We start from the raw sequence: 25,827 nt of genomic DNA, 5'->3' as shown, positions 1-25,827 counted from the left end.
TTGCGCGCCGCGTCATCGCTCTCTATAAGCGCCGCTGTCGGGGCGTAGCGCAGCCCGGTTAGCGCACTAGTCTGGGAGACTAGGGGTCGGAGGTTCAAATCCTCTCGCCCCGACCAATCTGCACCAGGCTCTTTCCTGCCGGAAAGGGCTTTTTTGCATTACAGGGCCGCCCTGCCGCGTTCATGTATCGTGGACGGGATTCGGGACCACCTCCGTCGGTCGTGCAGGGGCTGCGTCAGCTGTCATCCCGGCGTGCGAGCGTGCGGGTCAGTTCCTTGCGCGCATGCTGGAGTTCCGCCAGCGCCATGCGCAGCACCGTCTCGGCATCGGCATGGAGCGGGGGCGGCTCCACAGCGGCGGAATCGGCCCGGGAATAGCCGGCCGCCTCCGCCAGCGCGCCGCCAGCGCCGCCCGAAGCCAGCGACAGCGCGCCAGCCTCCCCATGAGAATCGAAGCGGGCCTGGTGCTCGGCCACGGTCCGGGCAGCGCCATCTGATGCGGGTGCCTCCATCGCCGGCAACGAGACCGGCAGCGGCCCGCCCCGGCCCACGGCCTGAACGGTCCTTGCGCCCTGTTCCTTGAGGATGCGCTGGACGCCCTTGATGGTGTAGCCCTGCCCATAGAGCAGGGTCTTGAGCCCGGTGATGAGCGCCACGTCGTCGGGCCGGTAATAGCGCCGGCCGCCGCCGCGCTTGAGCGGCTTGATCTGGGGGAACCGCGTTTCCCAGAAGCGCAGCACGTGCTGCGGAAGATCGAGATCCTCCGCGACCTCCGAAATGGTGCGGAAGGCATCCGGGCTCTTGTCGACCATCTGCTCATCCTCGGTCCTGGCCGGGTCACGGCCCATCAGGCTGACCCAGCGCCGACTAACAGAGGGCGCAGCCGCTTGTGGACAGCACGTCTCTGGCAAAACACCAGCATCAGCGGTCAGCAGTCGTCATGTCGCGCGGGGCGACGCTCAGTCATCTTCGCCCTCATAGGCCAGTCCGTTGACGCGGGCCTTCATCACGTTGGACGGCTTGAACACCATGACCAGGCGAGGCTGGATCGGGACTTCGACGCCTGTTTTCGGGTTGCGGCCCACGCGCAGGCCCTTCTTGCGCACGATGAAGGAGCCGAAAGAGGACAGCTTCACGTTCTCGCCGCGCAGGATGCAGTCGGAAATCTCGGTGAGCACCGTCTCGACAAGCGCCGCAGATTCGGTGCGCGACAGGCCGATCTTCTGGTAGACGGCCTCGCTCAGATCGGCCCGGGTGATGGTTTCGTCTGCCATTGGATCAATCCGCTTCTGTCTCGCTTCGTCCGGCGGCACGGGCCGCGAAGGCCGCCCATGCCGCTAATCCTGGAGGCAGGGCTGGCTCGCGCCCGGACACAGACCAGAATCCAAGCGTTCCCAAACCTAAAATGGATGAGGCGTTATGGTCAATGCCCTTGATGGCATTATGTTTTTTCTGATGCGAATCGTCGGGGACCGTTGCGGGCCGCAAGGACCCCGGCTCACCAGCGGATCAGGGCCGAGCCCCAGGTAAAGCCGCCGCCCATGGCCTCGACAAGGACGAGTTGTCCGCGCTGTATGCGCCCATCCGCAACAGCGGTGGCCAGCGCCAGCGGGATCGAGGCGGCAGAGGTGTTGCCATGATCCTGCACGGTGTAGACCACGCGGCTCTCGGGCACGCCCAGCTTGTGGGCGGTGGCGTCGATGATGCGCTTGTTGGCCTGATGAGGCACGAACCAGTCGATATCCGCGCCGGTTAGGCCGGTGGCAGCCAGCGTGTGCTCGACAGTGTCGGCGAGGTTGACCACAGCATGTTTGAACACCTCGCGCCCTTCCATGCGCAGGTGGCCCACCTTGCCGTTGGAGCCTGCGCCGCCATCGACATAGAGCTTGTCGCGGTGCCGGCCATCGGAACGGATATGGGTGTGCAGGATGCCGCGATCGGCATTGGCGCCCGCGCCGGGCTCCGCCGTCAGGGCCACGGCTGCCGCGCCGTCGGCGAAGAGCACGCAGGTTGTGCGGTCGGTCCAGTCGAGGATGCGCGAGAAGGTTTCGGCCCCGATGACCAGCGCCGAGCGATGAGAGCCGGAGACGAGAAACTTGTCGGCGATGCTGAGCGCATAGACAAAGCCCGAGCACACAGCCTGCACGTCGAAGGCCGCGCCATGGCGCATGCCCAACGCCTCCTGGATCTGCGTGCCCGTTGCGGGAAAAGTGTAGTCAGGCGTGGAGGTGGCGCAGACGATGAGATCGACCTGATCGGCCGTCATCCCCGCAGACGCCAGCGCCTTGCGCGCCGCTTCCGCGCCCAGCACGGAGGTCGTCTCGGACTCATTGGCGATGTGCCGGCGCTCGATGCCTGAACGCTGGCGGATCCACTCGTCGGACGTGTCGACCATGCCGGCCAACTCGTCATTGCTCATCACGCGGGCAGGCAGGGACATCCCGCAGCCTCGAACGACAGACCTTAAACGGGACACGTGCGGCGTCGTCCTCAGGTTAGCTGGCCGTGACCGGGCTTGCTAGCAGGGCAGCCGGCGCCGGACAGGCGTCAATCATCTCGCGCACCTTTGCCAGAAGGTCGTGGCGCGCCATCTCATAGCCAAGCTCCACGGCGCTGGCGAAGCCGATCGCATCGGTGCCGCCATGGCTCTTGATGACGACGCCATCCAGCCCCAGGAAAACGCCGCCATTGACCTTGCGCGGGTCCATCTTGTCCTTGAGCGCGGCGAAGGCGCCTCTGGCGAAGAGATACCCGATCCTGGACATCAGCGAGCGCCCCATGGCCGCGCGCAGATATTCAGCGATCTGCTTGGCAGTACCTTCAGCCGTTTTCAAGGCAATGTTCCCTGTGAAGCCCTCGGTCACCACGACATCGACCGTGCCCTTGCCGAGATCGTCTCCCTCCACGAAGCCTCGATAGTCGAGATGCGGCAGGCCGGCCTCGCGCAGCATCTTGCCCGCATCCTTCACCGCCTCGACGCCCTTGATCTCCTCGACGCCGACATTGAGCAGACCCACCGTGGGCCGGTCGATGTCGAAGACGATGCGGGCCATGGCGGCGCCCATGATCGCCAGATCGAACAGATGGGCCGCGTCCGCGCCGATCGTGGCGCCGACATCGAGCACCACGCTCTCGCCGCGGACCGTGGGCCAGATCGCCGCGATGGCCGGGCGCTCGATCCGCGCCATCGACTTCAGGCAGAACTTGGACATGGCCATCAGCGCGCCGGTGTTGCCGGCGGAGACGCAGACATTGGCGTCGCCCGTCTTGCAGGCGGCGATGGACTGCCACATCGAGGATTTGTAGCGCCCCGAACGCAGCGCCTGGCTGGGCTTGTCGTCCATCTTCACCGACACATCCGTGTGATGGAAGGTGGTGACGGCCTCCAGAGCCGGGTGCTGCTCGAGCAAGGGCAGCACGAGCTTCCCGTCGCCAAAGATCACGAAGCGCGTATCGGGCCGGCGCTCCAGAGCCACCGCCGCTCCCGGAATGACGATCGACGGCCCATAGTCGCCGCCCATGGCGTCAAGGGAAATCGTGATGTGCGACGACATGCCGGAACCCGTCCATTCAGCGGCTGAGCGCTACCGTGATGCGGCCCAGATTGCAATCAGCGCCGGACAATACTCCGCGATCGGCAGACCGCAAGGCGGGAAGGATTGATTCCTGTGCAGCAGACGGCGCTGGCCAGGGCCATCCCTGCGCAGGCTTGCGCAACCGCCGCCCTTTCACTGCCTCTGCTTCAAGCCGCGCAACTGGGCGAACGGGTTGCCGAAATCCTCGGGCTCGGCGGGCGGCTCGAACACCGCGCCCTCCCTGCGCGGATAAGGATCGAGCTCCACCGCCAGCGTGTCATAGGCGATCTGGCCAAGGTCGATGGCGCCGTCGATGATCGGCTCCGGCAAGGCATCAGGGTCGTTGAGCATTTCGAGGTCGATCGCGGCGAAATCGATGTCGTCGAGGTCGAGTTCGTCCATGTCGGCCTCATCGGGCAGGCCGGCCTTGCGCATCAGGGCTTCGGCCTCTTCCCTGGGCGCGAACACCACCTCGACATCAGCGGACACGTCCTGCGGCACGGGATCGAGCGTGACCACGCAGGCCTGAACGGCGCGCGCCGTGACGGAGCCCGTGACCCGCACGCGGTCCTCCTCGCGGATGGCGAACAGATCGGCGCGCAGGTTCTCGACTTCGAGTATGCGCATCACCCGCGCTATGGCCTTGCGCTGCTCAGCCGTGGCCTCCAGCACAACGCTGATGCCCCTGGGCGCAATGGAGTCAACCCGGAGCGGGTGGGACAAGGGCAGTTCGGGCAACGCAGCCATGTCGGCCTCCGAATGTCAGGGCTTTGCCGGAGCGGGCGTATCGAACAGGTCCGGCCGGGCGAACAGATCATCGAGCGACATCTGGCCCAGCCGGCTCTCGGCCGCAAGCAGATACGGAATCAGCACGGCGCTGGCGACGCCGGGGATGTTCCGTTCAAGGGCGCGGGCCAAATCCTCGCGGTCGCCGGCGTCGAGAGGGCCGGCATAGGCCTGAACCCGGCCATAGAAGTTCTGCGCGATCTTCTTCATGCGCTTGGGCACAGCCTGATCGCCCACGCCCAGTTCCCTCAAGCCGTGGTCGACATGCAGGAACAGCGTGTCCACGAATTCCTGCGCCACATCGGGCGCGGGGTCCGGCAGGGCCTTGAGGCGGCGCATCACCAGCAGCGCGTGCAGGGTCAGCGACTCGATCCGCCCCTCCACCGTGTCCGGCACGCCTGCACAGAGGTAGAACCACGGAGCGCGCGAGGCGTCTGCCGTGCGGGCGTAAAGGGAGAGCACAAGATCGCGCCGCGGGTCTTTCCTGAACCAGCCGAACATTGCCGAGCCTCTCCGGCGCGTTCCGAGCGCCTTGCAAATGCATGCCGCTGGCGTTACGCCAATTGCTGATCTGCGGGCAAGCGCGACATAAGCGCCGCCGCGCCACTTGCTGGACCGGAACTCCTCATGCCAACCACGGCCCGTTCGCGTCGCATGTTCCTCACCTCCGCCCTTGCCTCGGTCGCGCTTGCCGGCTGCGGCTCCGGCGGCGCCGACAATTTCGGCTTCACCCTGCCCACCTCGGCGGGCCTCAACGAGGAGATCAACCGCGGCTTCGTGATGGACGAAGAGCTCATCGCCAAGGTCAGGCCCGGCATGGACGTGCAGCAGGTGCTGCAGACACTGGGCACGCCCTCGACCACCTCGACGGTCGGCAACCGCACCTTCTACTATGTCAGCCAGAAGACGCGGCGCATGTTCCAGTTCCAGAACCCGCAGGTTGTCGACCAGAACGTGATCGCGGTCTATTTCAACAAGGGCTTCAAGGTCGAACGCATCGCCAACTGGGGCCTCCAGGACGGCGTGATCTTCGACTTCATCAGCCGCTCGACCCCGACAGGCGGCGATGAGCAGAGCTTCCTGCGCAACCTGTTCCGCGGCGTGACGCGCTTCAATCCGCTGGGTGGATGAGCGCCAGCCCCTCCGGCGGCGCCCCCCACCCCATCATCTGCCCGGACGGGCAGATCGGCTATGCGGCCGCCCTGGACACGGAAACCTCCCCCCGTGACTCCATGCTGCGGTGCGTGCTAAAGCGCGTTCGTTGTAACGAACGCATCGATCGCCAGCGCAGGCTGGGCGCGCAACCGGGAAACTGCCATGAGCCGCGACACCGCGACCGCAGGACATCTGTCCAACTCGTTCTTTTCGGCGCCGCTTTCGGCGCAGGACCCGGAGATCGCGCGCGCCATCGATCTTGAGCTTGGCCGCCAGCGCGACGAGATCGAGCTGATCGCCTCCGAAAACATCGTGAGCCGCGCCGTGCTTGAGGCGCAGGGCTCGGTGATGACCAACAAATATGCCGAGGGCTATCCCGGCCGGCGCTATTATGGCGGCTGCCAATTTGTGGACATCGCCGAGAAGCTGGCGATCGAGCGCGCCTGCCGGCTTTTCGACTGCCAGTTCGCCAATGTGCAGCCCAACTCGGGCAGCCAGGCGAATCAGGCTGTCTTCATGGCGCTGATGCAGCCGGGCGACACGTTCATGGGCCTCGACCTCGCTGCGGGCGGCCATCTCACCCACGGCGCGCCGCCCAACATGAGCGGCAAGTGGTTCAAGCCGGTGCATTACGGCGTGTGCGTCGTCGATCAACGGCTGGACATGGACGCCGTGGAGCGCCTTGCCATCGAGAGCCAGCCCAAGGTGATCGTGGCCGGCGGGTCGGCCTATCCGCGCCACTGGGATTTCGCGCGCTTCCGCGAGATTGCGGACAAGGTCGGCGCGATCTTCTTCGTCGACATGGCGCATTTCGCGGGGCTCGTGGCCGGCGGCGCGCACCCCTCGCCCTTCCCGCACGCCCATGTCGCCACCACGACCACGCACAAGACGCTGCGGGGCCCACGCGGCGGCATGATCCTGACCAATGACGAGGTGCTGGCCAAGAAGTTCAATTCGGCCATCTTCCCAGGCCTTCAGGGCGGCCCGCTGATGCATGTGATCGCCGCCAAGGCGGTCGCCTTCCATGAGGCGCTGCAGCCGGAGTTCAAGGTTTATGCGCGCGCCGTGGTGGAAAACGCCAAGGCGCTGGCCGAGACGCTGCGCTCCAAAGGCTTCGAACTGACCACAGGGGGCACGGACAATCACCTGATGCTGGTGGACCTGCGCTCCAAGAAGCTCAACGGCAAGATCGCGGAGGCCGCTCTTGGCCGCGCGCACATCACCTGCAACAAGAATGGCGTGCCCTTCGACACCGAAAAGCCCACCATCACCTCGGGCATCCGGCTGGGCACCCCGGCCGCAACATCGCGCGGCTTTGGCGTCGCCGAGTTCAAGAAGGTCGGCGAGCTGATCGCTGAAGTGCTCGACGGCCTCGCCGCCAATGGCGAAGCGGGGAACGGCGCGGTCGAAGCGAGCGTCAAGGAGCGCGCCACCGAGATCTGCCGCCGCTTCCCCATCTATGGCTGACGATGCCAGGCGGGCCTGATGGTCCGCATTCCTCCCGATGCGGATAGCGCCGGCGCCGCAATTTGGATGCGCGACGCCGGGCATTGCGCATTTGCCGTGTTCGCCTTCCGGTGAATGACGGCCAGAGGTTCACCACAGGGGCCGGCATGATGCCGCGCCATCCAGACGGGGTTTCACATGCGCTGCCCTTATTGCGGATCGCTCGATACGCAAGTGAAGGATTCTCGTCCCTCTGACGATCACAGCTCGATCCGGCGCCGGCGAGTCTGCCATGATTGCGGCGGCCGCTTCACCACCTTCGAGCGGGTGCAGCTCCGGGAACTGCTGGTCGTCAAGCGCTCGGGCAAGCGCTCGCCCTTCGATCGCGACAAGCTGCAGCGCTCGGTGGAGATCGCCTTGCGCAAGCGGCCCGTGGAGCCGGAGCGGGTGGAGCGCATGGTCAGCGGCATCGTGCGCCAGCTCGAAAGCTCGGGCGAACAGGAAGTGCCCTCCTCCACCATCGGCGCGCTGATCATGGCGGGGCTCAAGAACCTCGACGGCGTGGCCTATGTCCGCTTCGCCTCGGTCTACAAGGATTTCCGTGACGCCAAGGATTTCGAGGAAATCCTGGGCGAGCTCTCGCATGACGAGGCCGTGACGCTGCCATCGGCAAGCGGCGACGATGACTGAGGGCGCTCCACCGGCCCTGCCGGAGCTGGATTCCCGCTTCATGGCCCATGCGCTGGCGCTGGGCCGCAGGGGCCTGGGCGAGAGCTGGCCGAACCCGTCGGTGGGCGCGGTGCTGGTGCGCATGGTCGAGGGGGCGCCGGTGATCGTTGGCCGGGGCGCCACGCAAGCGGGCGGCAGGCCGCATGGCGAAGCGCAGGCGCTGGAGCAGGCAGGGGAAGCCGCAGCCGGCGCCACGCTATATGTCACGCTTGAGCCTTGCGCCTATCGCTCGGTGCGCGGCGGCATTCCTTGCGTCGAGCGCATATTGTCGGCCGGCGTGAGGCGCGTCGTCTCCGCCATCGCCGATCCCAACCCCCGCATCGCCGGGCTTGGCCACGCTCTGCTGCGCGCCGCCGGTGTCAAGGTTGATGTCGGAACCCTGGCCACCGAGGCCGGGGCGAACCATCGCGGGCATTTCCGGCGCGTGCGCGAGGGGCTGCCGACCGTGACCTTCAAGATCGCGCGCACGGCGGACGGATACGCGGGCGGGCCGGGCCGGTCACGCCTGCCCATCTCGTGCCCGGAGGCGACGGCCTGGGTGCAGCTCCAGCGCACGCATTTCGATGCGATCATGCTCGGCGTCGAGACGGTGCTGGCCGATGATCCGCTGCTGACCGTGCGCCTGCCGGGGCTCGCCCATCGCTCGCCCGTGCGGGTCGTGCTCGACACGCGCCTCAGGATGCACGCAGGGCTTCAGCTTGTCGCAACCTCCGGCACGGTTCCCACCTGGGTCATCACGGCCGAGGATGCGCCGCTCGATCCCGAGCGCCAGCTTGTGGCGGCGGGCGTCGACGTGATGCGGGTCGGCCGCGGCGCAGACGGCCATATCGACCTAAGGGAAGCGCTCGCGCTTCTGGCCACGCGCGGCATCACGCGCGTGTTCTCGGAGGGCGGACCCACGGTGGGCGAGCAGCTTGCGCTTCAGGGCCTCGCCGACGAGATCGTCATCTCGACCGCGCCGCACAGGCTTGGCGCCGAGGGCGTGACGGCCGTGCGGCCCCGCCTCGCGGCGTTGCTCGCGGGCGGAGCCGGAGCACGTTACCGGCTTGCGCGCAACGCCCTGATCGGCCACGACAGCTTCGCGTTTCATGAGAGGATTGCATGATGTTCACAGGCATCGTCAAAGCCGTCGGCGTGGTCACAGAGGCCCGGCAGGCCGGCGAAAACCTGCGCCGGCTGGCGATCGCCTGCCCTTTTGACGCGGCCGGCATCGACATCGGCGCCTCGATCGCCTGCGCGGGCGTGTGCCTCACGGTAACGGCGCTCTCGGCGCGCAGCGATGGCGAGGCGGGCTGCATCTTCCATGTCGAGGCGGCGGCGGAGACGCTGGCGAAGACCCTGGCGGGCCGCTGGCAGGCCGGCGAGCGCATCAATCTGGAACGCTCGCTGAAGGTTGGCGACGAGCTGGGCGGCCATCTGGTCACGGGCCATGTCGATGGCGTCGCCGAGATCGTGAAGCATGAGCCGATCGCGCCCGATCCAGCCGATCCCTGGGGCGCCACGGCCCGTTTCCACATCCGCACGCCAAAGCCGCTGGCCGGCTTCATCGCCGCGAAAGGCTCCGTCTGCCTCGATGGAACCTCGCTGACGGTGAACAGCGTGGATGGCGATATCTTCACGGTGCTGCTCATCCCCCATTCGCTCAGCGTCACGACATGGCGAGAGCGCAAGGCGGGCGACGGGCTGCACATCGAGGTCGATCTGATGGCGCGTTATGCAGCAAGGCTTGCCGAGGCGCGCGCGCAGGGCTACTGACGCGGCTCAATCACCCACCGAAGAGTCACCCCATGGCTGGCGCCAGCAAGGCCCAACGCGACAATACGCTCCTGACAGGTGCGCGCATCCTCATCGTCGAGGCCCGTTTCTACGACGACATGGCCGATGCGCTTCTCGAAGGCGCGCTGGCGGCAGTCAGGCGCGCCGGGGCCGATGCCGAGGTCGTCACGGTTCCGGGCGCGCTCGAGATCCCGGCTGCCATCGCCATCGCCTTTGCCGGCGCTGCGGCTGCGGGCCGGCCCTATGATGCCGCCGTGGCGCTCGGCTGCGTGATCCGCGGCGAAACGACCCACTACGACATCGTGGCCGGCGAGAGCTGCCGCGCCTTGATGGACCTCGCCGTGCAGAACCGCTGGGCCATCGGCAACGGCATCCTTACGGTCGAGAACGAGGCTCAGGCCTGGGCGCGCGCCCGCATCAGCGAGATGGACAAGGGTGGCGGCGCGGCGGAAGCGGCGCTCAGCGTGCTCAGGCTCAAGCGGCGCTTCGAGGCCGCATCGTGAATTCGCGCCAGGACCAGCGCATGGAGAAGCGGCGCGCGGCCCGTCTTGCCGCCGTGCAGGCCCTCTATCAGATGGACGTGGCCGGCAAGGGCCTCATCGAGGCCATGGCCGAATTCGAGACCTTCTGGATGGGCAAGGAGGTCGACGGCATCTGTTTGCCGGCCGCCGAGGCCAATTTCTTCCGCGACGTGCTCAGCGGCGTGGTGCGCGAGCAAAGGCCGATCGACCGGGTGGTGGACACCGCGCTCACCGATGGCTGGCCGCTCAAGCGCATCGAGACGGTGCTGCGCTCCGTGCTGCGGGCTGGCGCCTATGAGCTGATGTTCCGCAAGGATGTCCCGCCCAAGGCGGTCATCAACGAATATGTCACCGTGGCCCGCGCCTTCTACGAAGGCGATGAGCCGGGCATCGCCAATGCCGTGCTCGACCGCATCGCCCGTGAGCGGCGGCCGGAGGACATGGCGTGAGCGCGCGGCCGTCACCCGGGCGTGGCCGCCACGCCGGCTCGGCATGATCTCCGAGGACGGCCTGATCGCACGCCATCTGGCCCCGATCGCCGGGCCGGGCTCACTGGGCCTTCTCGACGACGCCGCGCTGCTGGCGCCTCCGCCTGGCCATGAGCTGGTCCTGACCAAGGACATGCTGGCGGCCGGCATCCACTTCTTCCCCGACGATCCGGCCGGCTCCATCGCGCGCAAGGCCCTGCGCGTGAATCTTTCAGATCTTGCCGCCAAGGGCGCCGAGCCGCTGGGCTTCCTGCTCGGGCTGGCGCTTCCGGCCGGCACGGAGGAGCGTTGGATGGCGGATTTCGCCGCAGCGCTTGGCGAGGATGCCCGCGCCTATCGCTGCCCGCTGCTGGGCGGCGATACCGTGCGGGCGGCAGGCGGGCTCACCGTTTCCGTGACGGCCATCGGCTCCTGCCCCGCTGGCGCCATGGTGCCCCGTACGGGCGGGCGGGTCGGCCAGCGGCTCGTGGTGACGGGCACGATCGGAGACGCGGCGCTCGGCCTTCGCCTGCGGCAGGACAAGGCCGCGCGATGGGCAGAGGTTCTGAATGATGAGGAACGCGGCTGGCTGGCCGATCGCTACCTGCATCCCAAGCCGCGCAACAGGCTCGCCCTGGCGATCCGCGAGCATGCCGCCGCAGCCATGGATGTCTCGGACGGACTGCTGGGCGATGCGGTGAAGCTCGGCGCCGCCGCTTCGCACGGGGCCTGCGCGCCATGGATCGACCTCGCCCGGGTGCCGCTTTCAGGCGCCGCGCGCGCTGCGCTCATGGCAGAGCCGGCGCTGATCGAGCCTATCGTGGCGGGCGGCGACGATTACGAGGTGCTGATGGCGCTCGAGCCTGAGAAGGTCGAGGACTTGCTGGCCGCCTGCGCTGCACTGGGCTGCCCCGCAGCCGAGATCGGCGAACTGACCGACTCCGCAGCGCCAGCCTTCACCGGGCTGGACGGCCGGCCTGCCAGCTTCGGCGCGCTGCGCTTCGAGCACGGCTGGAGCTGAATCGCAGGCTCATGCTAAGGCGTGAGCCGCTGCGCGCCCTGTCCGTTCCTCATCACGATGAGGCCGGTGAGCAGGTCATGGCCCATCCGGCCATCGCTGCGCAGGATGCCGATTCCGATGGTCAGAGCCAGAAGCGCCACCGTGAATGTCGCCGCATAGAAGAGCAGGCAGCGCGCGGCGGCGGTGATGCCGTCGGGCGCCCCGCCATTGTAACGCTCGACATGCAAACCGGTCACGCGCATGCCGATCGTGGCCTGATTGCGCCCGCCGATCGTCATTGCCGCGTAGGCCATGGCCGTGCCGATGCCCACGATGGGGAAGAGAAGCCAGGAGAGGCCGAAGGTGATCAGGCCCAGGAGCGAGACCACGATCAGCACGAGCAGTCCCAGGACAGAGACCAGGCACAGGTCAACCACATACGCCACCAGCCGCGGCAGCATGATGCCGGCCGTGTCGTAGACGGGCGTGACATCGCCGGAGCGGATGATGCGGCGGTCATCGGGCGTATCATCCGTCATCGTCCGCTCCTTTGGGGCGCCTCAGCGCGCGCCTCTTCTGTCCTGCCGCAGCGGCATCAACCCGTCCGCGGCCAGCGCCGACAGGATCTCGCCGGCATGATCGGGGCCGCGCGTCTCCACCGTGATGTCGATGGTGACGCCCTTTGCCGGTACGTCAAGCAAAAGGCGGCCATGGGAGACTTCGAGGATGTTTGCCTTGAGCTGCCCGAGGCGGCTGGCGATCTGCCCAAGTATGCCGGGACGGTCGGCGGTGGTGATGCGCAGCGAGAGAATGCGGTCGGCCCGCTCGAGTTCCCGCACCATGATCGAGGCCAGCAGGCGGGCATCGATGTTGCCGCCGCACAGGACAATGCCGACCTTGCGCCCGGTGAAGCGGGCGGGCTCGGCCAGCAGGGCAGCGAGGCCGGCAGCGCCCGCCCCTTCCGCCATGGTGTGCTGCAGGGTGGCGAAGGCATTGATGGCGCTCTCCAGCAGAGCCTCCGACAGCAGCACAGGCCCTTCGACCAAGGCTCGGATGATCGGCAGCGTCAGCGTGCCGACATTCTTCACCGCGATGCCTTCGGCGATGGTGGGCCCGCCGATGGGCAGGTCCGCGCCATACAGCGCATTGTGGAAGGAGGGATAGAGCCTCGCCTCGGCGCCAACCACCACGATCCCTGGCTTCAGCGCCTTCGCGGCCGTGGCCATGCCTGCGATCAGTCCGCCGCCGCCCATGGGCACGACCAGAATGTCGAGGTCGGGCCTGTCCGCCAGCATTTCGAGCGCGACGGTGCCCTGCCCCGCCATCACCGCAGCATCATCGTAAGGATGGACGAGAACGAGACCGTCCGCCGCCGCGATGCGGCTGACCTCATCCTCCGACTCGGCCAGCGTCTCGCCATGCAGCACGACGCGCGCGCCATGGGCGCGGGTGTTCTCGATCTTCACGATCGGGGTGGGCTCGGGCATGACGATGGTGGCCGGCACGCCGAGCCTGCGCGCATGATAGGCGAGGCCCTGGGCGTGGTTGCCCGCCGACATGGCGATGACGCCGCGCATCCGCTCCTCGGGCGTGAGCCGGAGCAGGCGATTCACCGCGCCCCTTTCCTTGAACGAGGCCGTGGCCTGCATGTTCTCGTATTTGACGAAGACCTCCGCGCCGGTGAGTTCGGACAGGCGGGGCGCCGGCACGAGCGGGGTGCGGATGACGTGGCCCTCGATGGCGCGGGCCGCAGCCTCGACATCGCTGAGCGCGATCGCGGGGTTTTCCAATCTCCTCGCCCTCCCGTTTCAGACGCGGCGCGCGCCCAGAGCGCCATAGCCGAAGAATCCGCCCGGCAGGAAGGCCAGCAGAAGCACGAACGCGCCATAAATCACAAGGTGCCGCCACTCGATCGGCATGGTCGAGGAACAGGTGGCCTCGAACAGCGCCACCAGCGCCTTGAGCCCGATGGCGAAGCCGGCGGCGAACCCCATGCCCCGCATACAGCACGGTGAGGATGATGCCCGCCAGTCCAGCGAGCGCGCAGGCCAGGATCAGCGCCCTTTCATGCACCCTGCGCCCATCAACGCCCAGCATGGCGGCCATAGGCCGGGCGCCGCATCCGGATTATGAGCGCCACGGTCGCGCCAAGGCCAGTCAGTAGCGCGCCGGCGGCGCAGGATCGACCGGCGCTGCGCCAGTCGCCTGCAGATAGAAGCGGCGCAGAAAATAGAAGGAGGCATCGGCCATGGGGCCATGCTCGGTCGCCAGCCCCACGAGGTCACGCCGCCCCTGCGCGTTGCGCGCGGCGGCGAAGCGGCAGATCACGAAGCGGGCCTGATCGGGCCGGCCATCAGCGATCACCCGGTAGTCGATGCGGATCGACAGGGGGAACGGGCCTTTACGGGCCAGATCGAGCGCCAGCGCAGCGCCATCATTGAGCGCAGGCACAGCAAGGCGGCACAGCCGCGCCTCGTCAGGCTCGATGCCATCGGCGCATGCGGCGATGGCCAGCACAATGAAGGCCATGGCGGCGCGCGCTGCCCCCATGCGGAGCATGGCCCACCACCTGCACCAGACCTCGGAACATGATTCCAGATATCGCGGCAAGGCTCTGACAATGCGGCGCTTTTGCTTCTCGGTTCCTGGGTCTGGCATCAGCGCCATTCATGCCCTTCCAGGCCGCAGGGTCGCGACATGGCGACCACTTCACCGAACAGGATTCCCGGCCTCAGCGCCAGTGGTGACGATCGCGGCTCAGCGCGCGGCGTTCAGCCATTCGGCGACGCGCGGCGCGAAATAGGTCAGCACGCCATCGGCGCCGGCTCGCTTGAACGCCAGCAGGCTTTCAAGGATGGTCCGCTCCTCGGCGAGCCAGCCATTGCGGGCGGCGGCCATGATCATCGCATACTCGCCCGAGACCTGGTAGGCGAAGGTGGGCACGGCGAAGTGCTCCTTCACGCGCGTGATGATGTCGAGATAGGGCATGCCCGGCTTGACCATCACCATGTCGGCCCCCTCGTCGAGATCGAGCGCGACCTCGCGAATCGCCTCATGCGTGTTGGCCGGGTCCATCTGATAGGTGCGCTTGTCGCCCGTCAGGGTGGCGCTGGTGCCGATGGCGTCACGGAACGGCCCGTAGAAGGCCGAGGCGTATTTGGCGGCATAGGAGAGGATCTGAACATTGTCATGGCCGGCCTCATCCAGCGCCCGGCGAATGGCGCCGATGCGGCCATCCATCATGTCGGACGGCGAGATCACGTCGGCTCCGGCATCGGCGAGCGTGAGCGCCTGCCGGCAGAGCAGCGCCACGCTTTCGTCGTTGAGGATCACGCCGTCGCTCAGCAAGCCGTCATGGCCATGGTCGGTGTACGGATCGAGGGCGGAATCGGTGATGATGCCGATCTCCGGCACCGCGGCCTTGATGGCGCGCACGGTGCGGCACATGAGATTGCCGGCGCGCGTGGCCTCGGAGGCGGTGGCGTCGCGCAGGTCGCGCTCGACGAAGGGAAAGGGTGCGATGGCAGGGATGCCGAGCCGCGCGGCGCGCTCAGCCTCGCGGACGGCCTCGTCGATGTTGACGCGGTCCACGCCGGGCATGTGCTCGACTGGCCAACGGCTCTCGGTGCGATCCATGAGGAAGATCGGCCAGATGAGATCGTCGGTGGTGAGCCGGTTTTCACGCACGAGGCGGCGCGACCACTCGGACTTGCGGTTGCGCCGCATCCGGTGGGCGATGTCCAGCTTGACGCTCGCCGGGGAGCCAGCCGGGTTCTCGGATTCGCGCCGCGCGACAGGCTGCGCGAAGGGCCGGACTACGCGTGACGACATGAACACCCCCGTGTTGTGAAGTGGCTAGCACATTCGAACCGTTCCAACCAAGTCGGTAAGAAGACGGGGATGTCGCATGTGGCGCCATGACATGGGGCGTGCGGACGCGCCTTCCGCCGGCTGGCGACGTGAGGGCGCGGGCGTGGCGCGGCATTGACTCGGGCGACCGCAGACGCGAAACGGGACTTCCCCTGAAGCTTTGCTGCGGAGCGGATGTGAGCGAGACGAAATCGGGCACGGAAGCGGCCGCCGATGCGGAGCAGGCGCCGGAGATCCTGTGCGAGCGGCGCGGACAGGCCGGCGTCATCGTGCTCAACCGGCCGCGGGCCCTCAATGCCCTGACGCCCGGCATGGTGCGCGGGCTCGCCGCCGCGCTCGACGCCTGGGAATGCGACCCCGGCGTGAAGCACGTGGTGGTGATGGGCGCTGGCGAAAAGGCCTTCTGCGCCGGCGGCGACATCCGGCTGCTGCATGACTGGGGCAAGGCGGGCCGCATCGCGGAAGCGCGGGCTTTCTGGCAGGAGGAGTATCTCCTCAATCTGCGGATCAAGACCTATCCCAAGCCCTATGTCGCGCTGATCGATGGCATCGTGATGGGCGGGGGCGTGGGTGTGTCTCTGCACGGCTCGCACCGCGTCGCAGGCGAGCGCTACCGCTTCGCGATGCCGGAAGTCGGCATCGGCTTCTTTCCCGATGTCGGCGCCACCCATGCCCTGCCTCGCCTGCCGGGCGCCACCGGAAGCTGGCTTGCCGTCAGCGGCGAGCGGGTGGGCCAGTCCGATGCGCTGGCGCTGGGCCTGGTGACGCACTCCCTGCCCTCCTCGGCCTTCGCGCCCTGCCTCGAAGCCCTGATCGCCGGAGAGGATGTCGATGCGACGCTGGCGCGGCTTGGGCAAAACCCCGGCCCTGCGCCTGTCCACGAGCGCCGGGCGCTGATCGACCATGCGTTCTCGGCCGCCACGGTCGAGGAAATCGTGGCCCGCCTCGCCGCTTCGGATGATCCCTATGCGGCCAGCCTGATCGCCGCCATGGCGGCGAAGTCCCCCACCAGCATGAAGCTGGCACTGGCGCAGATGCAGGCCGGCGCAACGCTGAGCTTCGAGGATGCGGTGCGCCTCGAATACCGGATTGTCAGCCGCGTCGTCCTTGGCCATGATTTCTATGAGGGCGTGCGCGCCCTGATCATCGACAAGGATCAGAAGCCCGCCTGGCGTCCCGACCGGCTGGAGGCCGTCGACGCCGCGACGATCATGGCCTATCTCGCGCCACTCTCCAACGAACTGCCGGTCTGAGGCGATGAGCGTGCCGCGCCTTCCAGGCTCCCAGCCAGACCGCAAGGACGGCGCAAAGCCGCGCGGCCCGATCGATTGGGAACGGGCCAACGTCTGGTTCCTGCGTGCGCTCGCCATGGCCTGGATCGCGCAGGGCCTTCAAGCCTGGGCCAGCATACTGGGGGTCGATCTGGTCGCCGCGCAGCCCTTCGACGCAAGGCCAATGACCGCGCAGGCGGCGACGGTGTATTTCGCCGTTACTGACATTCTGGCGGCGGTGGGGCTCTGGCTTCTGGCGCCCTGGGGCGGCGTGGTCTGGTTGCTGGCTGTGGGGAGCAAACTCGTGCTGGGCTTCGTCTTCCCGGCCGCGAACGATCTGGGCCTGGCGGGAGCTGCGGCCTTCGCGGGCTGCATCCTGGCCTTCATGGGGCTCAACTGGATGGCGGGGCGCAGCGCGTCGCGGTGAATCAAACCTTGCCACCGCGCCTTGAAACGCCGAACGCATCGTCACAATTGCTTTAGATTACTGGTCCGTCAATTCAGATTCGATTCATGCAATGCTGTAAATCTCTGATTCAGGCTGATATTTAAACTCGTTTTCATCCGCAGCAGCTAGGCTCAACCACACTTGCAGACCGACACAACAACCGTCGGCTGGCGTCAAACAGAGTGGGGTTATTGTCATGATTAAGTTTAATTCTGCAGTTACGCACAAACCATCGCAAGATCTCGGGCCTGTTGCTCCTCTCTATATCGAGTCGCTCAACCTGATCGAAAGGCTTCACCGCCGTCTGCTCGATATCATCAAGGACGAATTCGATCGGCACGGCCGCGACGATGTGAATAGCGTGCAGGCGCTGCTGCTCCACAACATCGGCGACAAGGAGCTTACCGCCAGCGAACTGCGCACGCGGGGCTACTATCTCGGCTCGAATGTGTCCTACAATGTCAAGAAGCTGGTGGAGATGGGCTATCTTCATCATGCCCGCAGCCGCGTCGACCGCCGCGCAGTACGCATCAGCCTGACGCCCAAGGGCCGCGAGGTCCACGATATCGTCAAGAGCGTCTACACCAAGCACATCAACACGGTCGAAAAGATCGGCGGCGTTTCGAGCGATGATTTCGAGCGCCTGAACAATGCGCTCAGCCGGCTGGAGCGCTTCTGGACCGACCAGATCCGGTTCCGTCTCTGATCGAGGCAGGAAGCGTCCATGACATGAGGCCTTCGCCGGCACGCTGGCGGAGGCCTCGTGCGTTTCGGGGGCCGTCACTGCGGCTTGGCCGGGCGATCTGCGACGCGCCGCGGCGGCCACGGCAAGAAGGCGCTGGTGCGGGCCTTGTAGGCCGCGAAATCCGGGCGCGTGGCATCCAGATGCGCCTCGAGCAGCGGAATGCCCGAAACCTTGAGCAGCAGCCCGATCAGCGCCGCAGGGCCCAGAAGCACCCAGATTTGGCCGGACGCATCCCATGCGATGAGGCCCAGCCCGATCCAGAGCAGGCTCTCGCCGAAATAGTTGGGGTGACGGCTCCAGGCGAATACGCCGCTGGTGAGAAGACGCCCACGATTGGACGGATCGCGCCGGAAGTTCAGCAAGGCGAAGTCGGCGACGGCCTCCAGCGCAAAGCCGATCGCGAACAGGGCGAGTCCCAGCATGGCCAGCACGCCTGCCGGGCCGGGCGCGGAGCCCAGCATGGCGAGGTGGATCGGCAGTGCGAGCGCCCACAGGATGACCGCCTGCAGCACGAAGACCTTGAGGAAGCTCCGGCGCGGGAAGGCGTCGGGATCAGCGGCCCGCATCGCGGCATAGCGTGCGTCTTCCCTGCCGGAGAGCCTGTGGCGCGCATAAAGATGGGCGCCGAGGCGCGCGGCCCAGAGCGTGACGGCCACAAGCAGCAGCGTGGCGCCGACATGGGATGGAGTTGCCCATAGCCACTCCAGCCAGGCGATGAGCGCAAAGCCTGGCCCCCAGATGATGTCGACCACCCCCACATCCCGCAAGCGCAGGCTCACCAGCCAGAGCACTGCGAAGAGCGCCATGACGGCGCCCAGCGACGCCGCCAGCGGCCAGAACGCAGACGTCATCATGACGCACACCCCGGAGCGCGCTTCAGCAGATTGTTGCCGTCACCGCCTGATAACGTGCTTGTCACCTCAAAAACGATGCAAACCATCCGCATTTGCCCTAGAATCGCCTCGTTGATCATCGTTGGTTAACCGCCAGCCGAGATGGTCGACCTTGAAAATCGCATGAGAGAAGCCGACCTTCACGATACGTCAATAATGCCCGTCCCGATCACGCTCCTGGCACGATCAAGGCAGGCATGGCAGCCAACCGCCTGCTCCAGAGTTCGAAGGACGCAAGACCCCAGACGCCAAATCCCAAGCCTAACGTCCCAAGCCTAACGTCCAAAGCCTAACGCCCCAAGCCGAACCGTCCAGAGACGCCCGTCACGCGACCCAGCAAGAAAACCCGACGTCCATGACCTTTGACCTTACCCGCCGGCAGACCCTGTTCGCCCTTCTCTCCGGCGCCGCCACGATCAGCGCCGCCTCGCCCGCGTGGAGCGGCGTGGAATGGCGCCAATCCTATGATGCTGTGCAGAGCCGCAGCCGCATCGTGCGCTCCTCAACCCCGATGGTGTCGCCTGCCGCAGCTGCGGCGACGGAACAGGCGCTGGCGCGTTACCGCGACCTCGCCGCGCAGGGCGGCTGGCAGCAGATCGGGCCGGAGCGCCTGCGCCTTGGCTCGCGCGGGCAGGCTGTGGTGGCGCTGCGCAACCGGCTGATCATCGCGGGCGATCTCGATGCGTCCGCAGCAGGCGCAGCAACCTATGACAGCTTCGTGGAACAGGCAGTGCGCCGCTTCCAGGCACGCCATGGCCTCACCCAGACCGGCGCGCTGAACCCCGGCACCACCACCGCTCTCAACGTGCCGGTCGAGACGCGCATACGCCAGCTCGAGCTCAACATCGTGCGCCTGCGTGCCTTCTCGGGCAATCTCGGCCAGCGCCACGTCATCGTGAACATTCCGGCCGCCATGGTCGAAACGGTGGAGAACGGCGTCGTCGCCACGCGCCACGCGGCCGGCGTCGGCAAGATCGACCGGCAGTCGCCTATCCTCCAGACGCGCATTCCGGAGGTCAATTTCAACCCGACCTGGACCGTTCCCGCTTCGATCATCCGCAAGGACCTGATCCCGAAGATGCGCAAGGAACCCAACTACCTCGCCGAAAACCGCATCCGCATCATCAATGCGCAAGGCCAGCAGGTGCCGCCCGAAACCGTGAACTGGAACTCGGACGAAGCGACCCGCTACACCTTCCGGCAGGATCCGGGCGGAGAGTTCAACTCGCTGGGCTTCGTGCGGATCAATATTCCGAGCCCGCACGGCGTCTACATGCACGACACGCCGGCGAAGGGCATCTTCGGCGACGATTACCGCTTCGTTTCGTCCGGCTGCGTGCGCGTGCAGAATGTGCGCGACTACATCCAGTGGCTGCTCAAGGACACGTCCGGCTGGGACCGCACGCGGATCGACCAGGTGTTCGAATCGGGCGAGCGCGTCAATGCGCCCATTCCGGGCGGCATCCCGGTTTACTGGACCTATGTCACGGCCTGGGCCACCGCCGAGGGCGATATCCACTTCCGCGATGACATCTACCAGAAGGACGGCCTCGGCGCGCTCCCCATGGCCAAGCTGCAGGGCGGCCCCGAAGAGGAATGAACACGGGCTTGTGAGCGCCGGAGCGCCAGCGCCCCGCCAAGCCCGGCGATCAGCAATGCCGTCACCACGATGATGGCGGCGCCAGCCATCCTGGCAAGCAACAGCAGGATTTCGACTCCCGCAATCACGCAAGGGCCTTCAAGGAAAACCCCGCGGATCGCTCCGCGGGGTCCGTTGCATCGCGCGGCGACTCGTCCGCGCTCAGGAATGAGCGAGGATGGCCAGCAGCAGCAGTGCGATGATGTTGGTGATCTTGATGGCCGGGTTCACGGCGGGGCCAGCGGTGTCCTTGTAGGGATCGCCGACGGTATCGCCCGTGACCGAGGCCTTGTGGGCTTCGGAGCCCTTGTAGTGCTTGACGCCGTCCTTGTCGACGAAGCCATCCTCGAAGGACTTCTTGGCATTGTCCCATGCGCCGCCGCCCGAGGTCATGGAGATGGCCACGAACAGGCCGGTCACGATCACGCCCAGCAGCATGGCGCCGACCGCCGCGAAGGCCTCGTTGCGCCCTGCTATGGCGTTGATGACAAAGAAGGTCACGATCGGCGCGAGCACAGGCAACAACGAAGGCACGATCATCTCACGGATGGCCGAGCGGGTGAGCATGTCGACCGCGCGGGCATAATCGGGCCGCTCGGTGCCGGCCATGATGCCCGGCTTCTCCTTGAACTGGCGACGGACTTCCTCGACGACCGAACCGGCCGCCTTGCCGACCGCAGTCATGCCCATGCCCCCGAAGAGGTAGGGGATGAGACCGCCGAAGAGCAGGCCGACGACGACGTAAGGATTGGCCAGCGAGAAGTCGACCACCACGCCCTTGAAGTACTGGTAGGAGGTCGAGCCGGCGCGGTTGGCCTCGGCGATGAAGTAGTTGAGGTCCGAGGTGTAAGCCGCGAACAGCACGAGCGCGCCAAGTCCGGCGGAGCCGATGGCGTAGCCCTTGGTGACCGCCTTGGTGGTGTTGCCCACCGCGTCAAGCGCGTCGGTCGCGTGGCGCACCTCCTTGGGCAAGCCGGCCATTTCGGCAATGCCCCCGGCATTGTCGGTGACGGGGCCGAAGGCGTCGAGCGCCACGACCACGCCGGCGATGGCAAGCATGGCCGTCGTCGCGATCGCGATGCCGAACAGGCCGGCGATCGAATAGGTGGAGATGATGCCGGCGATGATGACGATGGTCGGCAGCGCCGTCGATTCCAGCGAAACGGCGAGGCCCTGAATCACGTTGGTGCCGTGGCCGGTGACCGAGGCCTGGGCGATAGAGACCACGGGGCGCTTGCCGGTCGCGGTGTAGTACTCGGTGATCACGACGAGCAGCGCTGTGACGGCAAGGCCCACCGCAGCGCACCAGAACAGGCCCGCGGAGGTGAAGCTTACGCCCTGCGCCGTGGTGAAGCGGGCGCTGAAGCCGCCGAATATCCAGATGTTGGCCAGCGCGATGGCGCCGACCGAGAGCACGCCCGCCGCGATGAAGCCCTTGTAGAGCGCCCCCATGATGTTGTTGTTGGGGCCGAGCTTGACGAAGAAGGTGCCGGCGATCGAGGTCACGATGCAGACCGCGCCGATGGCCATGGGATAAAGCATCATCGCGCCGAGGATGGGCTGGCCGGCGAAGAAGATCGCGGCAAGGACCATGGTGGCGACAAGCGTCACGGCGTAGGTCTCGAACAGGTCGGCCGCCATGCCGGCGCAATCGCCGACATTGTCGCCCACGTTATCGGCGATGGTGGCGGGGTTGCGCGGATCATCTTCCGGAATGCCGGCCTCGACCTTGCCCACAAGGTCGGCGCCAACATCGGCGCCCTTGGTGAAGATGCCGCCGCCAAGGCGAGCGAAGATCGAGATGAGCGACGCGCCGAAGCCCAGAGCGACCAGAGCGTCGATGACGACGCGGCTGTCGGGGCGGAAGCCGCGAATGCCGGTCAGGTAGCCGTAATAGACCGCGACGCCGAGGAGGGCGAGGCCCGCCACCAGCATGCCCGTGACCGCGCCGGCCTTGAATGCGACGTCGAGGCCCTGGCCGAGGCTCTGCATCGCGGCCTGCGCGGTGCGGACGTTGGCGCGCACCGAGACGTTCATGCCGATGAAGCCGGCCGCGCCGGAGAGAACGGCGCCGATCAGGAAGCCGACCGCCACATAGGCGCCCAGAAGCAGCCACAGCCCAACGAAGAGCACGACGCCGACACCGGTGATCGTCACATACTGGCGCTTGAGATAGGCCTGCGCGCCTTCAGCCACGGCGCCGGAAATCTCCTGCATCCGCTGCGAGCCCGCGTCGCGCCGCATGACATCGGTATAGGCCCATAGGCCATAGACGATGGATAGTGCCCCCAAGATGATGATGATGAGCAGTGGGCTCATGGTGTTGCCATCCCTGTTTTTGTTGTGAGCGACTCGGCCGGGAGGGCAAATCGGGCCGAAAGGCACGACTCGCCCGACGGTCGCTCAGGTGAGTGCCGCGTCTGTGCCAAATTTCAAACGAAATGTAAAACCGGCAATTGCGCTGATCGCCCCGCCATCGACGCGCGCAAGCCGCTCCCGCGCGACCATGCCGGGCGCTGCATGCGCTCCGGATCAGGCGCCGATCGCGGCGCGCCGCCCCGCCCTCGCCTGCAGTGCCACCATGACGAGGGCGGTGGCGACCGCGGGGAAAACGACCCAGTTCACGATGTCCCATCCGCCCAGGTGCAGCAGCTTGCCCGATGAAAGCGAGGCGAGCGCAACCGAGCCGAAGACGAGGAAATCATTGGCCGCCTGCACCCTGGTGCGCTCCTCGGGGCGGTAGCAATCCGTGACCATGGCCGTGGCGCCGACGAAGCCGAAGTTCCAGCCGACGCCGAGCAGGATCAGCGCCGCCCAGAAGTGCAGCAAGGTGATGCCCGAAAGCCCGATCACGGCCGCCGCCGCGATCATGGCGAGGCCCGCAGCCGTGATCTTGTCCTTGCCGTGCCGCGCGATCAGCTTGCCGGTGAAGAAGCTGGGCCCGAACATGGCCAGCACATGCCACTGGATGCCGAGCGCTGCCTCGCCGATTGTGTGGCCGCACGCCACCATCGCCATGGGCGCCGCGGTCATGAGGAAGGCCATGAGGCCATAGCTGACCAGCCCCGCGATCACGGCCGTGATGAACCGCGGCTGGCGCATGATCTCGGAGAGAGGCCGCCCGCCCGAGGCCTGCGCCTTGGGCGGAGGCGCATCCAGCATGGCGACGACGGGGATGGCGAGCAGCGCGAGGGCCGACAGGGCGAGGAAGCTGGCGGCGAATGGATAATGGGGCGCGAGATCGCGCGTCCAGATCACAGTCTGCGGCCCGATGATGGCCGCGAACAGCCCGCCCACCATCACCATCGAGATGGCGCGCGGCTTGAAGGCTTCGCTGGCGGCATCGACGGCGGCGAAGCGGTAGCTCTGCACGAAGGCCGTGTAGAAGCCGGCGATGAAGGTGCCGAGGCAGAACAGCCAGAAAGCAGCGCTCGCGGTTCCCGCCGCGGCCACCAGTCCGGCCATAACGCCCGCCATGCAGCCCATGATGTAGCCCACGCGGCGGCCATGGCGGCGCATCAGCCAGGCGGCAGGGATAACGGCAATGGCGAGCCCGATATTGAGCAGCGACACAGGCAGAGTCGCCAGCGCCTTGTTGGTTGCGAGCTGCTGGCCGATCACGCCGCCCAGCGAGATGATGACGGGCGGCGTCGCCCCGCCAAGCGCCTGCGCGACGGTGAGTATGCGGACATTGCGCCGGGCGGCGCTGTCGGGCGCTGTCATCGCCGGCATCGGGGCTTGACCGTTCATGCCTGCCAGATAGCGCGGATCGGGGCTGCGCGCATCCGCGTTAGCCCCAGGACATCCATGCGCTGCACGCCAGCGGGCGCCGTTCGGCTCCGCTCAGCCCTGCGGGAAATCGAGGCCCATCTCGCGGTAGCGGGCGGGATCGTTGCCCCAGTCCTCGCGCACCTTGACGAAGAGGAAGAGATGCACCGTCGCCTCGGCCGCCTCCGCGATGTCCTTGCGGGCGGACTGCCCGATGGACTTGATGGTGGCTCCGTTCTTGCCGAGCACGATCTTGCGCTGGCTTTCGCGCTCCACGAAGATCGTCTGCTCGATGCGCACGGAGCCATCGGGCTTCTGTTGCCAGCTTTCGGTCTCCACGGTGGAGCGATAGGGCAGCTCGTCATGCAGGCGCTCATACATCTTCTCGCGCGTGATCTCGGCGGCGAGGAAGCGCAGCGGAGCGTCCGACACCTGATCTTCCGGGTAGAGCCAGGGGCCAGCCGGAACGCGCGCGGCGAGCCAGTCGAGCATCGCCTTGACGCCCGATCCCGACAGCGCCGAGATCATGAATGTCGTCTCGAACGCCGCCTTCCCGTTGAGGCCCGTGCTGATGTCGAAGAGCGCGGACTTGTCCTTGAGCGTGTCGACCTTGTTCAGCACGAGGAACCTGGGCTGCGGAATCTCGGCGAGACGGGCGAGAAGCTCCAGCGTTTCGGGATCCTTGTGCCGGGCCACGTCGATCAGCACGCCGACAAGATCGGCGTCGGTGGCGCCGCCCCAGGCCGAGGTGACCATGGCGCGGTCAAGCCGCCGCCTGGGACGGAAGATGCCGGGCGTGTCGACGAACACGATCTGCGACGACCCGGCCATGGCGATGCCGCGCACCTGTGTGCGCGTGGTCTGCACCTTGCGTGAGACGATCGAGACCTTGGCGCCCACGAGCTGGTTCAGCAACGTGGACTTGCCGGCATTGGGCGCGCCGATGAGCGCGACGAAGCCCGCACGCATGCCTTCGCGCGATTCCATGCGGCCCGTCGGCCCCGGTCCGGTTGTTTCGCTCAAAGCCTCGGCTCTCCCTCTTGCCATAATCCCTCGCGGCGCAGGAAGTTCTCCGCCGCCACCTGTTCCGCGAGGCGCTTGGAGCGCCCCTCGCCAATGCCGTCGGACAGGCCCTGAACACGGGCCGCCACCTTGAACACGGGCGCGTGGTCGGGGCCGGAGCGGCCCACCTCGACATAGCTCGGCGTCGGCAGGCCCTGGCCTTGCGCCCATTCCTGCAGCGCGGTCTTGGCATCGCGCTGCGGCTTGCTGGTCTGGCGCAGGCGCGCGCCAAGCGCGGCATCGAGCAGCCTGCGGGCCGCATCATAGCCGCCATCGAGGAACACTGCCCCCACCACCGACTCGCAGGCATCCGCCAGGATCGCCCGGTTCTTGCGCGCGCCGGACGAGGCTTCGCCGTCGCCGAGGCGCAGGTAAGGCCCGATGCCCCAGGCCATCGCCATGTCGGCGCAGGTTTCCTTGCGGACCAGATCGGCGAGGCGGCGGGACAATTCGCCCTCTTCAGCCGCAGGATAGGTGCGGAAGAGCAACTCCGCAACGCACATGCCCAGCACCCGGTCTCCCAGAAACTCGAGGCGCTGGTAGCTGCCGGTGCGCTTGGCGTCGAGGGGCGCCGCGCTCATATGGGTCAGCGCGCGCTCAAGCAGCCCACGATCAAGGAAGACATGGCCGAGCTTCGCCTCGAGATCCGCCAGATCAGGTTTGGCCCGCGCCGCCAT

28 protein-coding genes and 1 tRNA gene are annotated in these 25,827 nt (G+C 67.0%); 13 read left to right on the top strand and 16 right to left on the bottom strand.

What is annotated here, in order from left to right:
* Positions 1–38 precede the first annotated feature (38 nt).
* Positions 39–116, top strand: a tRNA-Pro gene (locus tag HEQ16_09065).
* A gap of 119 nt (positions 117–235) precedes the next feature.
* Here the strand turns inward: HEQ16_09065 and HEQ16_09060 are convergent.
* From HEQ16_09060 to HEQ16_09035, 6 genes are all read right to left on the bottom strand, one after another.
* Positions 236–811 (bottom strand): MerR family transcriptional regulator, encoded by a 576-nt coding sequence (locus HEQ16_09060; protein MCO4054186.1) that lies wholly within the window; start codon positions 809–811, stop codon positions 236–238.
* A gap of 147 nt (positions 812–958) precedes the next feature.
* Positions 959–1,273 (bottom strand): integration host factor subunit alpha, encoded by a 315-nt coding sequence (locus tag HEQ16_09055; GenBank protein ID MCO4054185.1) that lies wholly within the window; start codon positions 1,271–1,273, stop codon positions 959–961.
* Positions 1,274–1,497: 224 nt separating this feature from the next.
* Complete coding sequence (locus HEQ16_09050) at positions 1,498–2,475, bottom strand: ketoacyl-ACP synthase III (GenBank protein MCO4054184.1); 978 nt, start codon at positions 2,473–2,475, stop codon at positions 1,498–1,500.
* Positions 2,476–2,494: 19 nt separating this feature from the next.
* Complete coding sequence (plsX, locus tag HEQ16_09045) at positions 2,495–3,553, bottom strand: phosphate acyltransferase PlsX (protein ID MCO4054183.1); 1,059 nt, start codon at positions 3,551–3,553, stop codon at positions 2,495–2,497.
* Positions 3,554–3,727: 174 nt separating this feature from the next.
* Positions 3,728–4,321 carry a DUF177 domain-containing protein gene (locus tag HEQ16_09040; protein MCO4054182.1) on the bottom strand — a complete coding sequence of 198 codons (594 nt, stop codon included), beginning with the start codon at positions 4,319–4,321 and terminating at the stop codon, positions 3,728–3,730.
* Positions 4,322–4,336: 15 nt separating this feature from the next.
* Entirely contained in the window at positions 4,337–4,861 is a 525-nt protein-coding gene (locus HEQ16_09035) for a ubiquinol-cytochrome C chaperone (GenBank protein ID MCO4054181.1), read from the bottom strand.
* 126 nt (positions 4,862–4,987) lie between these two features.
* Here HEQ16_09035 and HEQ16_09030 point away from each other — a divergent pair, with 126 nt between their 5' ends.
* The 8 genes from HEQ16_09030 (at position 4,988) to thiL (ending at position 11,475) form a co-directional block, all read left to right on the top strand.
* A complete protein-coding gene (locus HEQ16_09030; GenBank protein MCO4054180.1) occupies positions 4,988–5,491 on the top strand; it encodes an outer membrane protein assembly factor BamE in 504 nt (167 codons plus the stop codon).
* A gap of 186 nt (positions 5,492–5,677) precedes the next feature.
* The gene (locus HEQ16_09025) at positions 5,678–6,982 is read left to right on the top strand and encodes a serine hydroxymethyltransferase (protein MCO4054179.1); all 1,305 of its coding nucleotides are present in this window, start codon (positions 5,678–5,680) and stop codon (positions 6,980–6,982) included.
* A 177-nt stretch (positions 6,983–7,159) separates the two neighbouring features.
* Complete coding sequence (gene nrdR / locus HEQ16_09020) at positions 7,160–7,651, top strand: transcriptional repressor NrdR (GenBank protein ID MCO4054178.1); 492 nt, start codon at positions 7,160–7,162, stop codon at positions 7,649–7,651.
* A complete protein-coding gene (gene ribD / locus HEQ16_09015) occupies positions 7,644–8,795 on the top strand; it encodes a bifunctional diaminohydroxyphosphoribosylaminopyrimidine deaminase/5-amino-6-(5-phosphoribosylamino)uracil reductase RibD (protein ID MCO4054177.1) in 1,152 nt (383 codons plus the stop codon). Before nrdR ends, ribD begins: the two co-directional genes overlap by 8 nt.
* Entirely contained in the window at positions 8,795–9,445 is a 651-nt protein-coding gene (locus HEQ16_09010; GenBank protein ID MCO4054176.1) for a riboflavin synthase, read from the top strand. The genes ribD and HEQ16_09010 overlap by 1 nt, the downstream gene beginning before the upstream one ends.
* A 32-nt stretch (positions 9,446–9,477) precedes the next feature.
* Positions 9,478–9,969 carry a 6,7-dimethyl-8-ribityllumazine synthase gene (locus HEQ16_09005; GenBank protein MCO4054175.1) on the top strand — a complete coding sequence of 164 codons (492 nt, stop codon included), beginning with the start codon at positions 9,478–9,480 and terminating at the stop codon, positions 9,967–9,969.
* 20 nt (positions 9,970–9,989) lie between these two features.
* Complete coding sequence (nusB, locus tag HEQ16_09000; GenBank protein ID MCO4054174.1) at positions 9,990–10,436, top strand: transcription antitermination factor NusB; 447 nt, start codon at positions 9,990–9,992, stop codon at positions 10,434–10,436.
* Positions 10,437–10,479: 43 nt separating this feature from the next.
* Entirely contained in the window at positions 10,480–11,475 is a 996-nt protein-coding gene (thiL, locus tag HEQ16_08995) for a thiamine-phosphate kinase (GenBank protein ID MCO4054173.1), read from the top strand.
* A gap of 14 nt (positions 11,476–11,489) precedes the next feature.
* Here thiL and HEQ16_08990 read toward each other — a convergent pair whose 3' ends face one another.
* The 5 genes from HEQ16_08990 to hemB form a co-directional block, all read right to left on the bottom strand.
* A complete protein-coding gene (locus HEQ16_08990; protein MCO4054172.1) occupies positions 11,490–11,993 on the bottom strand; it encodes an RDD family protein in 504 nt (167 codons plus the stop codon).
* Positions 11,994–12,014: 21 nt separating this feature from the next.
* Complete coding sequence (locus HEQ16_08985; GenBank protein MCO4054171.1) at positions 12,015–13,244, bottom strand: threonine ammonia-lyase; 1,230 nt, start codon at positions 13,242–13,244, stop codon at positions 12,015–12,017.
* A gap of 18 nt (positions 13,245–13,262) precedes the next feature.
* On the bottom strand, positions 13,263–13,448 hold the full coding sequence (locus tag HEQ16_08980; GenBank protein MCO4054170.1) for a hypothetical protein: 186 nt from the start codon (positions 13,446–13,448) through the stop codon (positions 13,263–13,265).
* 163 nt (positions 13,449–13,611) lie between these two features.
* Positions 13,612–14,013 (bottom strand): hypothetical protein, encoded by a 402-nt coding sequence (locus HEQ16_08975; GenBank protein ID MCO4054169.1) that lies wholly within the window; start codon positions 14,011–14,013, stop codon positions 13,612–13,614.
* A gap of 198 nt (positions 14,014–14,211) precedes the next feature.
* Positions 14,212–15,285: a porphobilinogen synthase gene (gene hemB / locus HEQ16_08970; GenBank protein ID MCO4054168.1), complete on the bottom strand. Its 1,074-nt coding sequence runs from the start codon at positions 15,283–15,285 to the stop codon at positions 14,212–14,214.
* A gap of 86 nt (positions 15,286–15,371) precedes the next feature.
* Here hemB and HEQ16_08965 point away from each other — a divergent pair, with 86 nt between their 5' ends.
* The 3 genes from HEQ16_08965 (at position 15,372) to HEQ16_08955 (ending at position 17,749) form a co-directional block, all read left to right on the top strand.
* Positions 15,372–16,577, top strand: a complete 1,206-nt coding sequence (locus tag HEQ16_08965) for an enoyl-CoA hydratase/isomerase family protein (GenBank protein ID MCO4054167.1) — start codon at positions 15,372–15,374, stop codon at positions 16,575–16,577.
* A gap of 10 nt (positions 16,578–16,587) precedes the next feature.
* The gene (locus tag HEQ16_08960; GenBank protein ID MCO4054166.1) at positions 16,588–17,022 is read left to right on the top strand and encodes a hypothetical protein; all 435 of its coding nucleotides are present in this window, start codon (positions 16,588–16,590) and stop codon (positions 17,020–17,022) included.
* Between the two features lie 217 nt (positions 17,023–17,239).
* A complete protein-coding gene (locus HEQ16_08955) occupies positions 17,240–17,749 on the top strand; it encodes a winged helix DNA-binding protein (protein ID MCO4054165.1) in 510 nt (169 codons plus the stop codon).
* Positions 17,750–17,823: 74 nt separating this feature from the next.
* On the opposite strand, the gene HEQ16_08950 is transcribed toward HEQ16_08955, so the two are convergent.
* Complete coding sequence (locus HEQ16_08950) at positions 17,824–18,642, bottom strand: DUF1295 domain-containing protein (protein ID MCO4054164.1); 819 nt, start codon at positions 18,640–18,642, stop codon at positions 17,824–17,826.
* Between the two features lie 394 nt (positions 18,643–19,036).
* Here HEQ16_08950 and HEQ16_08945 point away from each other — a divergent pair, with 394 nt between their 5' ends.
* A complete protein-coding gene (locus HEQ16_08945; protein MCO4054163.1) occupies positions 19,037–20,281 on the top strand; it encodes a L,D-transpeptidase family protein in 1,245 nt (414 codons plus the stop codon).
* A 201-nt stretch (positions 20,282–20,482) separates the two neighbouring features.
* Here the strand turns inward: HEQ16_08945 and HEQ16_08940 are convergent, their stop codons facing one another.
* From HEQ16_08940 to rnc, 4 genes are all read right to left on the bottom strand, one after another.
* The gene (locus tag HEQ16_08940; protein MCO4054162.1) at positions 20,483–22,639 is read right to left on the bottom strand and encodes a sodium-translocating pyrophosphatase; all 2,157 of its coding nucleotides are present in this window, start codon (positions 22,637–22,639) and stop codon (positions 20,483–20,485) included.
* 213 nt (positions 22,640–22,852) lie between these two features.
* Entirely contained in the window at positions 22,853–24,043 is a 1,191-nt protein-coding gene (locus HEQ16_08935; protein ID MCO4054161.1) for an MFS transporter, read from the bottom strand.
* A 120-nt stretch (positions 24,044–24,163) separates the two neighbouring features.
* The gene (locus tag HEQ16_08930) at positions 24,164–25,135 is read right to left on the bottom strand and encodes a GTPase Era (protein ID MCO4054160.1); all 972 of its coding nucleotides are present in this window, start codon (positions 25,133–25,135) and stop codon (positions 24,164–24,166) included.
* Positions 25,108–25,827 carry a ribonuclease III gene (gene rnc / locus HEQ16_08925; GenBank protein ID MCO4054159.1) on the bottom strand — a complete coding sequence of 240 codons (720 nt, stop codon included), beginning with the start codon at positions 25,825–25,827 and terminating at the stop codon, positions 25,108–25,110. Before rnc ends, HEQ16_08930 begins: the two co-directional genes overlap by 28 nt.

This window comes from Bosea sp. (in: a-proteobacteria) (assembly GCA_023910605.1).
Taxonomy (GTDB): Bacteria; Pseudomonadota; Alphaproteobacteria; order Rhizobiales; family Beijerinckiaceae; genus Allobosea.
Note: the sequence above shows the minus strand (reverse complement) of the source record. Positions and strands in the feature narration are given on the sequence as shown.

Coding starts and splice junctions, on each gene's coding strand:
- HEQ16_09060 (MCO4054186.1), bottom strand. CDS start 811: ATGGTCGACAAGAGCCCGGATGCCTTCCGCACCATTTCGGAGGTCGCG.
- HEQ16_09055 (MCO4054185.1), bottom strand. CDS start 1,273: ATGGCAGACGAAACCATCACCCGGGCCGATCTGAGCGAGGCCGTCTAC.
- plsX (MCO4054183.1), bottom strand. CDS start 3,553: ATGTCGTCGCACATCACGATTTCCCTTGACGCCATGGGCGGCGACTAT.
- HEQ16_09040 (MCO4054182.1), bottom strand. CDS start 4,321: ATGGCTGCGTTGCCCGAACTGCCCTTGTCCCACCCGCTCCGGGTTGAC.
- HEQ16_09035 (MCO4054181.1), bottom strand. CDS start 4,861: ATGTTCGGCTGGTTCAGGAAAGACCCGCGGCGCGATCTTGTGCTCTCC.
- HEQ16_09030 (MCO4054180.1), top strand. CDS start 4,988: ATGCCAACCACGGCCCGTTCGCGTCGCATGTTCCTCACCTCCGCCCTT.
- HEQ16_09025 (MCO4054179.1), top strand. CDS start 5,678: ATGAGCCGCGACACCGCGACCGCAGGACATCTGTCCAACTCGTTCTTT.
- nrdR (MCO4054178.1), top strand. CDS start 7,160: ATGCGCTGCCCTTATTGCGGATCGCTCGATACGCAAGTGAAGGATTCT.
- ribD (MCO4054177.1), top strand. CDS start 7,644: ATGACTGAGGGCGCTCCACCGGCCCTGCCGGAGCTGGATTCCCGCTTC.
- HEQ16_09010 (MCO4054176.1), top strand. CDS start 8,795: ATGTTCACAGGCATCGTCAAAGCCGTCGGCGTGGTCACAGAGGCCCGG.
- HEQ16_09005 (MCO4054175.1), top strand. CDS start 9,478: ATGGCTGGCGCCAGCAAGGCCCAACGCGACAATACGCTCCTGACAGGT.
- nusB (MCO4054174.1), top strand. CDS start 9,990: ATGGAGAAGCGGCGCGCGGCCCGTCTTGCCGCCGTGCAGGCCCTCTAT.
- thiL (MCO4054173.1), top strand. CDS start 10,480: ATGATCTCCGAGGACGGCCTGATCGCACGCCATCTGGCCCCGATCGCC.
- HEQ16_08990 (MCO4054172.1), bottom strand. CDS start 11,993: ATGACGGATGATACGCCCGATGACCGCCGCATCATCCGCTCCGGCGAT.
- HEQ16_08980 (MCO4054170.1), bottom strand. CDS start 13,448: ATGGGGTTCGCCGCCGGCTTCGCCATCGGGCTCAAGGCGCTGGTGGCG.
- HEQ16_08975 (MCO4054169.1), bottom strand. CDS start 14,013: ATGCTCCGCATGGGGGCAGCGCGCGCCGCCATGGCCTTCATTGTGCTG.
- hemB (MCO4054168.1), bottom strand. CDS start 15,285: ATGTCGTCACGCGTAGTCCGGCCCTTCGCGCAGCCTGTCGCGCGGCGC.
- HEQ16_08965 (MCO4054167.1), top strand. CDS start 15,372: ATGACATGGGGCGTGCGGACGCGCCTTCCGCCGGCTGGCGACGTGAGG.
- HEQ16_08955 (MCO4054165.1), top strand. CDS start 17,240: ATGATTAAGTTTAATTCTGCAGTTACGCACAAACCATCGCAAGATCTC.
- HEQ16_08950 (MCO4054164.1), bottom strand. CDS start 18,642: ATGATGACGTCTGCGTTCTGGCCGCTGGCGGCGTCGCTGGGCGCCGTC.
- HEQ16_08945 (MCO4054163.1), top strand. CDS start 19,037: ATGACCTTTGACCTTACCCGCCGGCAGACCCTGTTCGCCCTTCTCTCC.
- HEQ16_08940 (MCO4054162.1), bottom strand. CDS start 22,639: ATGAGCCCACTGCTCATCATCATCATCTTGGGGGCACTATCCATCGTC.
- HEQ16_08935 (MCO4054161.1), bottom strand. CDS start 24,043: ATGACAGCGCCCGACAGCGCCGCCCGGCGCAATGTCCGCATACTCACC.
- HEQ16_08930 (MCO4054160.1), bottom strand. CDS start 25,135: ATGGCAAGAGGGAGAGCCGAGGCTTTGAGCGAAACAACCGGACCGGGG.
- rnc (MCO4054159.1), bottom strand. CDS start 25,827: ATGGCGGCGCGGGCCAAACCTGATCTGGCGGATCTCGAGGCGAAGCTC.